The following is a 12,604-nucleotide window of genomic DNA, read 5'->3' as shown; positions in this document are numbered from 1 at the left end:
GCGAAAAATGGCGAAAGCCGGCACTGGGCCGGCTTTCGTATGAAACAGAATGGATGGAGAAGGGAGCGGTCGGGCGCGCGCTCAGCTCACGCGGTCTGCGCGTTTAATTCCGCCTTGCGCTCATCGAAAGCGAGCTTCATCGCCTTCGTCACGTCACGCGTGGTCGCGAAATAATTGTCGCTGCGGGCCCAGTAGCGCAATTTGACGGTGGCGCTGTCGGCGCTGACCGAATCGACGAAGGTGATGGGGGCGGGGTCCAGCAGCACCCTGCTTTCCGAGCGCACCACGCGCATCAGCATGTCCTGCGCCGCCGTCAGATCCTCGTCGTTGGCAACGGTCAGGCTCAATTCATGGCGGCGTGAGGGGAAGCGGCTGTAATTGGTGATCGGCACGTTCCACAGCGTGGAATTGGGCGCGAGGCGGTAAAGCCCGTCGCTGGTTTTCAGCTCGGTCGCAAACAGGCCTATTTCGATAACCGTCCCGGTGACCGTGCTGGTCTCGATATATTCACCGACCCGGAAGGGACGCAGCACCAGAAGCATGATGCCGGCGGCGATGTTCTGCAGCGTGCCCTGAAGTGCCAGACCGATGGCGAGACCGGCGGCGCCAAGTGCGGCAAGAATGGAGGCCGTCTGCACCCCGAACTGGCCGAGCACCATGACCAGCACCAGAATAAGCACCACATAACGGACGGCGCCCGCGAAGAAACCGGCGAGCGTCGCATCGAAGCCGCGAATGCGCGACAGGCCCTGAAAAGCCCAGCGTTGCAGGAAAGTCGCGGCCAGCCAGCCGATGATCAGGAGCAGAAGCGCGCCGACGATCGAGAAGGAATATTGCACCGCAAGCGCGCTCGCCTGTCTCACCGCAGCCTGTGATGCGACGATGATATCCGTTGCCTGTTGTTCCATGAATTGTCCCGTGATTCTTATTGCTGTTCAGGTTGGGTAACGAACGGACGCCGCCGGGGTTCCGCCAGGCGGAGACGTCAGTTGCCGAGCGGCAGCACGAAGGGCACATTGCCATCCGTATCCGCACCCCGGCCGATTGCCTTGATTGCTGCCACCAGTCTGCCATCGCGGCCAAGCAGCCGGTCGCCGATGGCGATGATGCGCGTATTCGGCGTGGCATAGGGCGAGGCGGCGCGCAGGCTGAGCGCAAGCGCCATGTCGTCCTGATCCGGATAGAGGCAAAGCGCCGCGATGACGGCTGCGGCCGGCGAGCGCGACACGCCCATCCAGCAATGGACGAGAAGCGGCGCGGATTGATCCCATTCGCGGGCGAAATCGATCAGCCGCAGCACATGCGCATCATCAGGAGCGATGAGATCGCCTGTGCCCTTGAAGGTGATGTCGTTCATGGCAAGCGTCAGATGACGATCAGCGGCAATCACGGCCGGGCGGTGAAAGGTCTGCTCCCTGGCGATCAGCGTCACCATTTCGCGGGCCTTGTGCTTCACGGCCATTTCCGCGATCCGCGACAGTGGCGATACGACGATGGCAGTCATTTCACGTCCCCGATTTTTACGGCACGCATCGCCTCGATCGCTTCGAAACGTTCGATGAACAACCTCTGCGCCTCGGTCGAGGGAAGCGGGATGATGTCGAACATGTCGCGGGTGATGCCACGCGGCAGGCCGAAGAATTTTTGCGCTTCGGTGATGGAAAAGCCGGCAAGCTCCGTCGCCTCGAAAAAGGCGGCAACCGTATCCGCCTTCTTGATGCGGTCCTTCAATTCCCGCGAGGCATGCGGCGGCAGGCCGAAGCGCAGATGCACGGCGGCTTCCAGCCGTTTCTCCACGGTTTTATAACCGCCGCCGACCACGGATTTGAACGGCGAGATCATGTCGCCGATGACATATTCGGGCGCGTCGTGCAAAAGCGCCATCTGCATGTCGTCGGGCGTCGCATTCGTGCACATACGGCAAAAGATGGTTTCGACGATGAGGCAATGCTGGGCGACGGAAAAGGCGTGATCGCCGCGCGTCTGGCCGTTCCAGCGGGCAACGCGGGCAAGACCATGGGCGATATCGGCGATTTCAACGTCGAGCGGCGAGGGGTCGAGCAGATCGAGCCGCCGTCCGGAAAGCATGCGCTGCCAGGCGCGCGGGCTTTTTGCGGGCGCCACGCTTATTCCTCCGCCTGTGCGGGATCGACTGTTGGGAAGGAAATGCCGCTCCAGGCCGGCAATGCTACGGTCACGGTGATATTTTCCACAAGCAGCGGTGTAGCGGATGCGAGCGCGTCGGCAACACGGTCGATCCGCACGATGGCAAGCGCTTTGTTGCCGTAAACGGTTCCCAGCGTGCCGACCGGTTTGCCATTGGCGGTGATGTCTGTTCCCGTAGTGGGAAGCGTGCTTTCAGCCGAAACGGTGACGATGCGCCGTCTTGCGGTGCCGCGATGCTTCATGCGCGAGACGACTTCCTGGCCAACGAAGCAGCCTTTTTTGAAGGAGATGCCGTCATTCACATCCATCAGCACATCGTGGGGGAAGGCGTCCTGCAACGCATAATCCCGACCGGAGTCGGCAATGCCGTGTTCGATGCGCAAGGCGTCGTAGGCCGCCACGTCGCCTGAGGCCGAAGCATCAGGCACACGGAACAGATCGATGCCGGCCATGGCGAAACGGCCATCCTTCACGCCAGCCTCTGGCGCGCCCTCATTCCAGAAAACGCTGACGCCTTCGACAGGCTCTAGCTTGAGATCGACGGGTGCGCGCAGTCTGTACATGGTCAGGCGACGTAGCAGCGCATCCTGTTCGGTAGCGCCGGTCTCGATCACATAAGCCGGCCCGTCGCGAGCGATCAGAAAATCGAACAGGATCTTGCCCTGCGGCGTCAGAAGTGCTGAGGCGCGCGCTTCGCCTTCCGGCAGGTTTTCAACATCGGCCGTGATCAGATTGTTCAGAAATTCTTCGGCACCCGTACCGGAAACTCTGATCAGGCGGCGGTCGGCAAGAAAGGCGGAAGGCATGGCGTCACCATTCGGTTCATTGAGGGCATTTGGCCGAAACCGTTCACAGCATACGACGCACGGGCCGGGATTGATGAGGCAGGCTTGATGCTTGCCGTCGTTGGGGCTTTCTTCTTCCGTCGTTCCGGCCCTGAGCAGGAATCCCGTCGACGCGCGTCGGCGCGGCGGGAAAACCCTTTTCAGCCCAAGGACTTGGGCTGGCTGGATCCCGGCTCAAGACCGGGATGACGGGAGTAGGGAGCGTTACGAACCACAGCAAGTTTCAAACCTGCCGCACCAATCTTAATCCTCGTATCGTTCACTTTGAAACCGAATCGTAGAAATGCTCCCTCGATTGTTTCGCACATCATGGCAACAGCGCGACCGCGCTTTTGCCAAATGCTCATTCCGCACAGTTAGGATTTTTGCAAAAGAACGGCAAGCACCACGATGCGATCAATCGCCGGCGGTGAAGAACTTCCACTTGCCGTCAGGCGAAATGCCGATGCGGTAAAAGCTGTAATTGCCGAATTCCTGCATGTCGGCCAGATCGCCCGCCGTGATGATGCGCAAGAGCTCCACCTTCTCTGGCGCAGTCAGCGTATTGAGCGGCTTTCCGGCGAAATAGGGGAAGACATAGGCTTCATCGGGCGTGCCGGCGTCAATATGGGCATAACCCGTCGAAAGCAGGTCGATGATGATCGCCAGCACTTCAAGACCGTCGGGATCGCCGGAATAGCTTTTCAGCGCCGCAATCGGGTCGTCGCTGTCAGTGCCGTCGATACGGAACTGCTTGTCGCTGGCGGCGATGAACGGCCGCAGTTTCTCGATATCGCCAGATGCGGCAGCGTCAATGATCTGTTGGCGAAGCTTGCGCACGGCTTCCGGCGCCTTGGAAAAGTCATGCTCGATAACGACCGACATTTCAGGCGTATTGTCCGGCTTGGCGGGCTGCTGGGTCGATTGACCGGCGGAACGGTCGACCAGAGGGTCGGGCAGGGGAATGCCGTCCGAATCACCTTCGATCTCGTCAGGCTCCGGCGGCTGGGGCCGTTGCGGTTGCTCGCCATTTTGGGCTTGCGGTTCGCTTTCGGTATTTTGTGCCGGTTTCAGCTCGGAAAGCGCAAAGGCACGGTTGGGCAAGCCAACGGACCCGGCGGTCAGGGCAAGCAGAATGGACAGCATGGCGGAAGAGCGCAAAAGCCCCTTGCTCAGGCAAGACATGATAGACCCCGACTTTACTGTATCACCCGCTGCGGAGAAAATTCGCCTTCCAGCATGCGCTGGCGCAGCGATTCCAGCATTGCTTCAGCGCCGGCTTCACCGTGCATACGGATGGTTTCGCGCATGGCCAGAGCGATTGCGGCATCGGCGATGATCTCAGGCTCGATGCCGTCGGCCATGCCGTCAGCCCATGCCTCGTTCTGGTGTTCCAGAGCGACCTGCATCTTTTCATGCACGATCATGTCGTCGATTTCGTTACGGCTCGTCTGCATTTTTCATCCTCGACAGGGCGGGCAAGTCCTTACCACCCTGTTAACAACACTAGCAGCCTTTTATCAAAACGGCACGGGCTGCGGCGAAAAGAGGTTAACAATCCGCTAATTTCCGAACCTGGAAGCTATTTCCTGAGCAAGTGTTGCCCCTTCGTTACGGTAGCTCTCTTCTGCCATGACGGCGGCGCGTGTGCAACTGGTGTGGATGGCCGCAAAGGAACGATATCCACGGTTGAATGCAGCCGTCATGCGCTGACGCCTCTCAGCTTCGTTGGCCGTGTCGGCAGCCAGAAGATCGCTCATCGATTTGCGCCAGTCCTCTGGCCCTGAAGAGGGGCACAGCGTTCTCAGATATTGCACCGCGCCCAATATCTCCGAAAGCCTTGCCAGCCTGTCGTCATAGGGTGCTGGCTTGGGCGGTTGTGCTTCCGGCGGGCGGGCCTCTTTGGAAGCAGCCTTTGAAGGCTGCGCATAGGCAATGCCGTCTTGCCCGGCAGGAGCCAGCATGATCAGGAAAAGAGACAGGAAAATGGTTGGTCGTATCAAAATTCTATTCAGCCCCACACATACTCGTGAACACCCGGCGGGCGGATAGACCGTAGATAATAGCGATTCTGGCCGGCTGGCAATCATGCAAGCAGACGCTCGGCGCATTCGATGACGCTTTCAGGCGCCGGCAACCGCTTGATTTCGGAAAGCGTGAACCAGCCCGCATCCGCCGCGTCGTCAGCCGCCGTCACCGCCGGGTCCGTATCCGTCTCCACGGTGAAGACGGAGAGGAAATAGTGGCTCGTCAGCACACCTTCCGCGTCATGCGACGGCAAATCGTAGGTCGCGAACAATTGCGGTTTGCGGGCGATAATGCCGGTTTCTTCCTGTAATTCGCGAAGCGCGGTCTCCGCTGGCGTTTCGCCTTCCTCACCGCGCCCGCCCGGAAAGGCGAACATGTCCTTCGACGGCGGGTTGATGCGGCGCACGAGAAGCAGCCGGTCTCCATTCCTGACGATGGCGGAGGAGGCGGGGCGGGGTTTGATACGAAGGGTCATCAATAGTTTCGCTTGTTTAAGCCGTCTTGGGCCTGTCTATATTGGTCCCAGAATACCAATGTTATATTCGGGAATCGGATCGATTGTGCACGCAGAAGACGGTGGAATGAAGGTCTATCTCATTTATGCATTGGCCGCTGTCGCGGAAATCGCCGGTTGTTTTGCCTTCTGGGCCTGGCTGAAGCTCGGCAAGACGGGCTGGATATTGCTGCCGGGCATGCTGGCTCTGGCGGTTTTTGCCTGGGCTTTGACGCTGGTTCCGACCGAGTCGGCGGGCAGGGCCTATGCCGCCTATGGCGGGATTTACATTGCCGCATCGCTTCTCTGGCTCTGGGGCGTAGAAGGGCAGATGCCGGATAAATGGGATATCGCCGGCGGCGCCGTCTGCCTTGCCGGCACGGCCATTATTCTGTTTGGCCCGCGCGCCTGAAAACGACGGCATCGGGGAGAAGACAATGTGCGGACGTTTCGTCCTGAAAGCGACACCGGAAGAGATTGCCGATTATCTCGATCTGATCGGCCTTGAGGATTTTCCCGCCCGTTTCAACATCGCGCCCACCCAGCCCATTCTGATCGTGCTGGAAGGTGAGCGGCAGGAGCGTGGCAGTAACCTGCCCAATCGCCGGGCCATGCTGGTGCGCTGGGGTTTTATGCCCGGCTGGGTCAAGGACCCCAAGGATTTTCCGCTGCTCATCAATGCCCGCTCGGAAACGGCCATCGGCAAGGCGTCGTTTCGGGCGGCCATGCGCCATCGCCGCGTGCTGGTGCCGGCAACCGGCTTTTACGAATGGCGGCGTCCACCCAAGGAGGAGGGCGGCAAGCCCCAGCCCTATTTCATTCGCCCGAAAAACGGTGGCATCGTCGCTTTTGCCGGTCTTATGGAAACCTGGTCCTCCGCTGACGGATCCGAGGTCGATACCGGCGCGATCCTCACTACCGCCGCCAATGCCGCGATCGGTCGCATTCACGACCGCATGCCGGTGGTGATCGCGCCCGAGGATTTCAGCCGCTGGCTGGATTGCAAGACGCAGGAGCCGCGCGAAGTGGCCGATCTGATGCGGCCGGCTCAGGATGATTTTTTCGAGATGATCCCTGTGTCCGATAAGGTCAACAAGGTCGCCAATGTCGGCGCTGATCTCATCGAGCCGGTGCCGGAAAGCGCGCCGCTTGCGAAAATCAGGTCGCCTAAAGATGATGGCCAGATGTCGTTGTTCTGACGGGCCGATCGGACATATCTCGGGCGGAAGATATCAGCCGTTTCGGCCCATTTTCAGCAGGCCTTCCTGGATCATGACGTCGGAATAGACGCGATTGCGGCCATTCGCCTTGGCGAGATAGAGCAGCTGGTCTGCGGCATTCAGCTGGTTGTCGAAGGGCTCGCCCTTTTCGATTTCCACGACGCCAAGCGAAATCGTCAGCGCCAGGCTGCTGCCGCTCAGCTGACGGCCGTTCTTTTCCACCTTCTCACGCAGGTTTTCGCAGAATTGATAGGCCGCATGCGCATCCAGCCCGCGCAGGAACACGGCGAATTCTTCGCCGCCGAGGCGTGCGGGAATATGGCGTTGCTCGGCACACATGTCCTGCAACAGTTCGGCAAGCTTTTTCAGGGCCCTGTCACCGGCGTCGTGCCCCAGCGTATCGTTGATCTTCTTGAAATGGTCGATGTCGAGAATGGCGACCGCGCCGCTCTCGGCATCGTCGTTGATGACCTCCATCAGCGCCCGCGTGCGCTCGAAGAAGGAGCGGCGGTTCGGCAACCCGGTCAGATGGTCGCGTTCGGCCAGTTCCCGCAGTCGCTTGAGCTGTTTCAGCGTCTCGATATTGTTGTCGATGCGGCATTGCAACTCTTCCGGCACGAAAGGACGATAGACGAAATCCGACGCCCCGGCCTTGAGGAAGCTCGCCGAAAGCAGCCGGTCGGTGGAGGACGATATGCCGATGACCCGCAGATCCTCCGACGAGCGGCTGTCGCAGATGCGGCGCGTCAGCTCATAGCCGTCCATGTCGGGCATATGATAATCGGTGATGACAAGCTGGATCGACGGGTCCTGCGACAGGATTTCCAGCGCCCGATTGCCCGAATGCGCTTCGCTGACCCTGAAGTTCTGCCGCTCCAGAATTTCCACGAGGCCGGAACGCGCCGTGCGCGCATCATCGACCACGAGAACGGAGAACAGCCTGTTGGTCAAAATCCGGTCGACCGTCTTGATCACCGCATCGACGGTGCGATGACCGTCCTTGACGATGTAGTCGATGATCTTCTTCTCGGCGTAACGCTTGCGCGCCTCGTCATCCACCGTGGCGGTGAAAACGATCGCCGGCACCTTGCGTTCCGAAAGAAGTGTAAGAATTTCACCCTTCGGCGCATCGGGCAGATTGAGCCCCGTGAGCGCCAGTGTGAAATCATGGGCCCGCAACAGGGCATCGGCCTGCGCCATGCTGTCACAATGGACGACCTCGGCTTGCGTTTCCTCCGAGAGCCGCGTCGTCAGCAATATGGAAAGAGCAACGGAATCTTCAATCAGAAGGATTTTGTCCTGCATGCGGTCCCAAGCCCCCAATGGCCCATTTCGACGGTTTCCCGAAACGTCAGACTTTCCGTCGCCGTATGCCTACGGATCCGAAAATCGGGCTTGCGCATTGTTGCGGGAAGAATCGTGAAAGTAGAAAACTCTTTGATGTTCAGTAGTATATTCGAAACTATCCGTACAGCTAAACTGCAGAAGTGGAGCGTTCTACACCTGTTTCGTTGCAACTTGGTTACGGAAAACGGCGGGATTTATGAAAATGTCGTATCATTTGTATGACTTTTGAAGCTGTGGCCCATAAAAGCTGCGGCGCCAGTGACGGCGCCGCGCGATCGCCAAAAAATCTTCCGGCAAGATGTTCGTGAACGGAAAGGCCCGCAGCTACTTCGCCGGCGACAGTAAAAGCCGGAAATACTTTTAGGCTGTTCCTGAAGGAAGCCGTCGCGGCTTCGGGACACTATTGTGCGAAAACAAGGTGTTGCAGAGCTTTCCTCTTTCCGGTCTGGCCGGAAGGAGTGAATGCATTCAGGCGGTTTTGGCGGCAGGCTTGCGCTTCAGCATCAGGGCTGCGGCCGCAACGGCCTTCAGTCCGAGCGGGCGGTAGTGGCTGTTGAGGTCAGGCTTGGCCTGCGGCTGCGCCTTCGTCTCGTTCGTCATTTTTCTCTCTCCACAATTCACGCCAATCGCCTGTGCGAAGCGTGTGAGCGACTTCTTTCGAGGGAAATCTTGACGGATTCGAGGCGAAAAAAACGAAACCGTTTTTTTGAGACTGCGACATTTCGCGCCACATCCCACTTCGGCCCGGAAGAGAAAAATAAAGCCTCAGGTTTTAAATACCGCGATCAAGGCCATCGCCGCCATCCGCGTCGCCATGCGCATCTTCATCGATTGTCAGCGTGCCATAACGGCGGTGCCACAGGCGGGCGCTGAGGGGAATGAAGAGGAGATAGGCGGCAACGGTCAGGACCAGCACTTCCCAGGTGAAGCTCATCAGCATCGCCACGTAAAGCACGACAACGAGGATCATCGGCAACACCAGATCGCGGCGGATGCGGCTGGTGCCGGATTTTCCCGACCAGACCGGCAGGCGGCTGATGAGAAGATAGCCGATCAGCACGGTATAGGCGGCGGCGACGTAAGCGAAGGGTTTGCCCGGTTCCACACCGAGGAAGCCGAGATAGACGGGCAGGAGCACCAGCATGGCGCCCATCGGGGCCGGAACGCCGACGAAAAATTCGTTCTGCCACGGCGCTTTCACCGGCCGCTCGATCATGACGTTGAAGCGCGCCAGGCGCAGGCCGGCGGCGATGACGTAGATGAGGGCGGCGATCCAGCCGATCGAACGGACCTGATCGAGCAGATAGATATAGACGACGAGGGCAGGGGCGACACCGAAATTGACGATATCGGCCAGACTATCCATCTGTTCGCCGAATTTGGAAGTCGCCTTCATCATGCGGGCGATGCGCCCGTCGATACCGTCGAGGAAGGCGGCGAGCAGCACCATGCCGACGGCCAGTTCGAATCGGCCCTCGATGGCAAGGCGCACGCCGCTGAGGCCCGCGCAGATGGCCAGAACGGTGATGAGATTGGGAATCACGAGGCGAAAGGGGATTTCCCTCAGGCGTGGCCCACGGCCGCTATCGTTGCGGCCCTCAGTCTTTCCGTTCTGTTGCGGCTCCGAAATCGGCGTTTCCATGGCTCATGCCCTTCCTGTTTCCGTTTTCCGTCAGCCGCGGCGGCTGACGACCGGACCCTTGGCGGAGCCGAACTCGGCAAGCACGGTTTCACCGGCAATCGCCGTCTGACCCACCGAAACGCGCGGCTGAAAACCTTCCGGCAGGAAGATATCGAGGCGCGAGCCGAACCGGATAAGACCGAAACGCTCGCCGGCATCAACCGGTTCATTCGGCTTGACCCAGCAGACGATACGGCGGGCGACCATGCCGGCGATCTGCACCACGCCGACCTTGCCATGCGCGGTCTCGATCACGAGGCCGTTGCGCTCGTTGTCTTCGGAGGCCTTGTCCACTTCCGCATTGAGGAAGAGGCCGGGGCGGTAGGCGACATTGACGATGCGGCCGCGCACCGGTGCACGGTTCACATGGCAGTTGAACACGTTCATGAACACCGAGATGCGCACCATCGGCTCCTTGCCGAGTTCCAGCTCCAGCGGCGGAACGACGGTCTGGACGGCGGAAACCTTGCCATCGGCAGGGCTGATGATCAGATCGTCATCCTGCGGCGTCACGCGTTCGGGATCGCGGAAGAAGTAGGCGCACCAGGCGGTCAAAACGAGACCGACCCAGAAAAGCGGTTCGGATATCCAGCCGAGCACCAGCGATGCGACGAAGAAGGCGGCTACGAAGACGTAACCTTCCTTGTGGATCGGTACGATGGTGTTGCGAATGGTGTCGAACAGATTCATAAGTTTCCTTGCTCCGGTTTTCGCCTGCCGCGTCTGTATATTGTCGTGATACGACATGATCCATACGGGCATGCGACAAAGTTCGCCTAGCTGGTTACAGCCAAACTTCCCGCCCGGCAATGGTCCGGTTGGTGTGCAGCCCCTGTTCCCTAAGGTTTATGCCCGTCAATGCGCGGGTTCGCCGCGGTCCACCACACCGAGATCGTCGGTTTCACGAACATGGCGCAACATTTCCTCTGCCCTGATTGCCTCGCGCTGGCGGCTCCACATCGAGGCATAGAGACCGTTTTGCGCCATCAGCGAGCCGTGCGTTCCGCGCTCGGCGATCAGACCTTCCTTCAACACGATGATTTCATCGGCGCTGATCACGGTGGAAAGGCGGTGGGCGATGACCAGCGTCGTGCGGTTTTTCGAAACGATATCGAGCGCGCTCTGGATTTCCTGTTCGGTATGGGTGTCGAGTGCCGAGGTCGCTTCGTCGAGAATGAGGATCGGCGGCGCCTTCAGAATGGTTCTGGCGATTGCCACGCGCTGCTTTTCGCCGCCGGAAAGTTTCAGACCCCGTTCGCCGACCATGGTCGCGTAGCCCTCCGGCAGTTTGCCGATGAAGGCGCTGATCTGCGCAGCATCCGCCGCCGCCGTGACCTCCTCGGTCGTCGCCGAAGGGCGGCCGTAACGGATGTTGTAGGCGAGCGTGTCGTTGAACAGCACCGTATCCTGCGGGACCATGCCGATCACCGAGCGCAGGCTCTTTTGCGTTACGTCGCGTATGTCCTGTCCGTCTATGGTGACGGAACCTTCCTGAATATCGTAGAAACGATAGAGCAGCCGCGAGATGGTGGATTTCCCCGCACCCGAAGGCCCGACGATCGCCACCGTCTTGCCCGCCGGCACGTCGAAGGAAACGCCCTTCAAAATCGGCCGTTCGGGATCGTAGGCGAAATGCACGTCGCGGAAGGAGATGGCGCCCGGCCCGGCTGCAAGAGGTTTCGCGTCCGCTTTGTCGGTGACCTCGGCTTCGACCTCGAGAAGCTCGAACATCTGTTCGATATCGGTCAGTCCCTGGCGGATTTCGCGGTAGACGAAACCGATGAAGTTCAGCGGCACCGAAAGTTGCAGCAAAAGCGCATTGACGAACACGAAGTCGCCGATGGTCTGTTCGCCGCGCTGCACGGCCAGCGCCGACATCACCATCATGACAGTGGAACCGATGCCGAAGATCACGCCCTGACCGAAGTTCAGCCAGCCGAGCGACGTCCAGATCGAGATCGCCGATTTTTCGTAACGCTCCATGGCGACGTCGAAGCGCTGCGCCTCCATCTCCTCGTTGCCGAAATATTTGACGGTCTCGAAATTCAGCAGCGAGTCGATCGCCTTGGTATTGGCGTCGGTGTCGCTGTCGTTCATGGCGCGGCGAATGCCGATACGCCAGTTGCTGGCCCGGACGGTGAACCAGATATAGGCCCAGACGGTGACAACAGTGACCAGCACATAGGAAAAGCCGTAGGACGCCCAGAAGATAATCGCCGTCAGCAGGAATTCGATGAAGGTCGGCGCAGTGTTGAGGATGGTGAAGCGGACGATGGTTTCGATGCCCTTGGTGCCGCGTTCGATAACCCGCGAAAGCCCGCCGGTCTTGCGCTCCAGATGGAAGCGCAGGGAAAGCCGGTGCATGTGCACGAAGGTCCGGTAGGCGAGCTGGCGCACGGCATGCTGGCCGACGCTGGCGAAAAGCGAATCGCGCAGCTGGTTGAGCCCGACCTGTATCAGCCGCGTCAGATTATAGGCGATGACAAGCGCGACTGCGCCGAGCAGGAAGGCCGGAACCAGCCCGGCCATGTCCATTTTGCCATTCAGCGCATCCGTCGCCCATTTGAAGAAATAGGGAACGAGGATCAGCACCAGCTTGGCGACAACAAGGAACACTGTCGCCCAGATCACCCGCATCTTCAGGTCAAGCCGGCCTTCCGGCCACATATAGGGCCAGAGATTGATCAGGGTCTGTGTGGGATTGCTGGAATCCGCCGAAATGGTTTTTTTCTTCGTGGCCATCATTCGCTCCGGTCACTGCCGGAAGCCGACAGCAGGGCGGCGGCTTTGATAAAGCCGCCGTGCTTGTCACAGATAGGATTGTCGCGGGTTCACCGCAACGTCT

At 59.7% G+C, this 12,604-nt stretch carries 15 protein-coding genes; 2 read left to right on the top strand and 13 right to left on the bottom strand.

The genetic code is table 11. The annotated features are described in order from the left end of the window. Positions 1–86: 86 nt before the first annotated feature. The 8 genes from RS75_RS02390 to RS75_RS02350 form a co-directional block, all read right to left on the bottom strand. Positions 87–908: a mechanosensitive ion channel family protein gene (locus RS75_RS02390; protein ID WP_045017001.1), complete on the bottom strand. Its 822-nt coding sequence runs from the start codon at positions 906–908 to the stop codon at positions 87–89. A gap of 77 nt (positions 909–985) precedes the next feature. Further along, positions 986–1,504 carry a tyrosine phosphatase family protein gene (locus RS75_RS02385; protein WP_045016999.1) on the bottom strand — a complete coding sequence of 173 codons (519 nt, stop codon included), beginning with the start codon at positions 1,502–1,504 and terminating at the stop codon, positions 986–988. Next, a complete protein-coding gene (locus RS75_RS02380; RefSeq protein ID WP_045016997.1) occupies positions 1,501–2,124 on the bottom strand; it encodes a YfbR-like 5'-deoxynucleotidase in 624 nt (207 codons plus the stop codon). The genes RS75_RS02385 and RS75_RS02380 overlap by 4 nt, the downstream gene beginning before the upstream one ends. A gap of 2 nt (positions 2,125–2,126) precedes the next feature. After that, positions 2,127–2,972, bottom strand: a complete 846-nt coding sequence (gene ygfZ / locus RS75_RS02375; RefSeq protein WP_045016994.1) for a CAF17-like 4Fe-4S cluster assembly/insertion protein YgfZ — start codon at positions 2,970–2,972, stop codon at positions 2,127–2,129. A 435-nt stretch (positions 2,973–3,407) separates the two neighbouring features. Then, positions 3,408–4,175: a hypothetical protein gene (locus RS75_RS02365; RefSeq protein ID WP_045016990.1), complete on the bottom strand. Its 768-nt coding sequence runs from the start codon at positions 4,173–4,175 to the stop codon at positions 3,408–3,410. A 14-nt stretch (positions 4,176–4,189) separates the two neighbouring features. After that, positions 4,190–4,447, bottom strand: a complete 258-nt coding sequence (locus RS75_RS02360) for a hypothetical protein (RefSeq protein ID WP_003496894.1) — start codon at positions 4,445–4,447, stop codon at positions 4,190–4,192. Between the two features lie 105 nt (positions 4,448–4,552). Next, the gene (locus RS75_RS02355; protein ID WP_045016988.1) at positions 4,553–4,993 is read right to left on the bottom strand and encodes a TIGR02301 family protein; all 441 of its coding nucleotides are present in this window, start codon (positions 4,991–4,993) and stop codon (positions 4,553–4,555) included. 83 nt (positions 4,994–5,076) lie between these two features. Continuing rightward, positions 5,077–5,493, bottom strand: coding sequence for an NUDIX hydrolase (locus tag RS75_RS02350; protein ID WP_045016985.1), 417 nt, complete (start codon positions 5,491–5,493; stop codon positions 5,077–5,079). A gap of 106 nt (positions 5,494–5,599) precedes the next feature. Here RS75_RS02350 and RS75_RS02345 point away from each other — a divergent pair, with 106 nt between their 5' ends. Together RS75_RS02345 and RS75_RS02340 are read left to right on the top strand one after the other, a co-directional pair. Next, positions 5,600–5,923, top strand: a complete 324-nt coding sequence (locus RS75_RS02345; RefSeq protein WP_045016983.1) for a YnfA family protein — start codon at positions 5,600–5,602, stop codon at positions 5,921–5,923. A gap of 25 nt (positions 5,924–5,948) precedes the next feature. Continuing rightward, entirely contained in the window at positions 5,949–6,710 is a 762-nt protein-coding gene (locus RS75_RS02340; RefSeq protein WP_045016981.1) for an SOS response-associated peptidase, read from the top strand. Positions 6,711–6,743: 33 nt separating this feature from the next. Here RS75_RS02340 and RS75_RS02335 read toward each other — a convergent pair whose 3' ends face one another. From RS75_RS02335 to RS75_RS02320, 5 genes are all read right to left on the bottom strand, one after another. Further along, a complete protein-coding gene (locus tag RS75_RS02335; protein WP_045016979.1) occupies positions 6,744–8,036 on the bottom strand; it encodes a GGDEF domain-containing response regulator in 1,293 nt (430 codons plus the stop codon). Positions 8,037–8,546: 510 nt separating this feature from the next. Next, positions 8,547–8,678: a hypothetical protein gene (locus RS75_RS27285; RefSeq protein ID WP_003496883.1), complete on the bottom strand. Its 132-nt coding sequence runs from the start codon at positions 8,676–8,678 to the stop codon at positions 8,547–8,549. Positions 8,679–8,850: 172 nt separating this feature from the next. Further along, positions 8,851–9,720: a CDP-diacylglycerol--serine O-phosphatidyltransferase gene (gene pssA / locus RS75_RS02330; protein WP_045016977.1), complete on the bottom strand. Its 870-nt coding sequence runs from the start codon at positions 9,718–9,720 to the stop codon at positions 8,851–8,853. Between the two features lie 30 nt (positions 9,721–9,750). Further along, the gene (locus tag RS75_RS02325; RefSeq protein WP_267884602.1) at positions 9,751–10,506 is read right to left on the bottom strand and encodes a phosphatidylserine decarboxylase; all 756 of its coding nucleotides are present in this window, start codon (positions 10,504–10,506) and stop codon (positions 9,751–9,753) included. A gap of 108 nt (positions 10,507–10,614) precedes the next feature. Beyond that, positions 10,615–12,501, bottom strand: a complete 1,887-nt coding sequence (locus tag RS75_RS02320) for an ABCB family ABC transporter ATP-binding protein/permease (protein WP_045016973.1) — start codon at positions 12,499–12,501, stop codon at positions 10,615–10,617. Between the last annotated feature and the right edge of the window lie 103 nt (positions 12,502–12,604).

It is taken from the genome of Rhizobium nepotum 39/7 (assembly GCF_000949865.1).
GTDB lineage: Bacteria > Pseudomonadota > Alphaproteobacteria > Rhizobiales > Rhizobiaceae > Agrobacterium > Agrobacterium nepotum.
The sequence above is the reverse complement of the archived record's forward strand: the minus strand, read 5'-3'. Positions and strand labels throughout refer to the sequence as shown.

Excerpts from the sequence above, each read along its gene's own strand:
- RS75_RS02320 (WP_045016973.1), bottom strand. The coding sequence starts at position 12,501 with ATGGCCACGAAGAAAAAAACCATTTCGGCGGATTCCAGCAATCCCACA.
- RS75_RS02390 (WP_045017001.1), bottom strand. The coding sequence starts at position 908 with ATGGAACAACAGGCAACGGATATCATCGTCGCATCACAGGCTGCGGTG.
- RS75_RS27285 (WP_003496883.1), bottom strand. The coding sequence starts at position 8,678 with ATGACGAACGAGACGAAGGCGCAGCCGCAGGCCAAGCCTGACCTCAAC.
- pssA (WP_045016977.1), bottom strand. The coding sequence starts at position 9,720 with ATGGAAACGCCGATTTCGGAGCCGCAACAGAACGGAAAGACTGAGGGC.
- RS75_RS02340 (WP_045016981.1), top strand. The coding sequence starts at position 5,949 with ATGTGCGGACGTTTCGTCCTGAAAGCGACACCGGAAGAGATTGCCGAT.
- RS75_RS02360 (WP_003496894.1), bottom strand. The coding sequence starts at position 4,447 with ATGCAGACGAGCCGTAACGAAATCGACGACATGATCGTGCATGAAAAG.
- RS75_RS02365 (WP_045016990.1), bottom strand. The coding sequence starts at position 4,175 with ATGTCTTGCCTGAGCAAGGGGCTTTTGCGCTCTTCCGCCATGCTGTCC.
- RS75_RS02325 (WP_267884602.1), bottom strand. The coding sequence starts at position 10,506 with ATGTCGTATCACGACAATATACAGACGCGGCAGGCGAAAACCGGAGCA.
- RS75_RS02350 (WP_045016985.1), bottom strand. The coding sequence starts at position 5,493 with ATGACCCTTCGTATCAAACCCCGCCCCGCCTCCTCCGCCATCGTCAGG.
- RS75_RS02345 (WP_045016983.1), top strand. The coding sequence starts at position 5,600 with ATGAAGGTCTATCTCATTTATGCATTGGCCGCTGTCGCGGAAATCGCC.
- RS75_RS02385 (WP_045016999.1), bottom strand. The coding sequence starts at position 1,504 with ATGACTGCCATCGTCGTATCGCCACTGTCGCGGATCGCGGAAATGGCC.
- RS75_RS02335 (WP_045016979.1), bottom strand. The coding sequence starts at position 8,036 with ATGCAGGACAAAATCCTTCTGATTGAAGATTCCGTTGCTCTTTCCATA.
- ygfZ (WP_045016994.1), bottom strand. The coding sequence starts at position 2,972 with ATGCCTTCCGCCTTTCTTGCCGACCGCCGCCTGATCAGAGTTTCCGGT.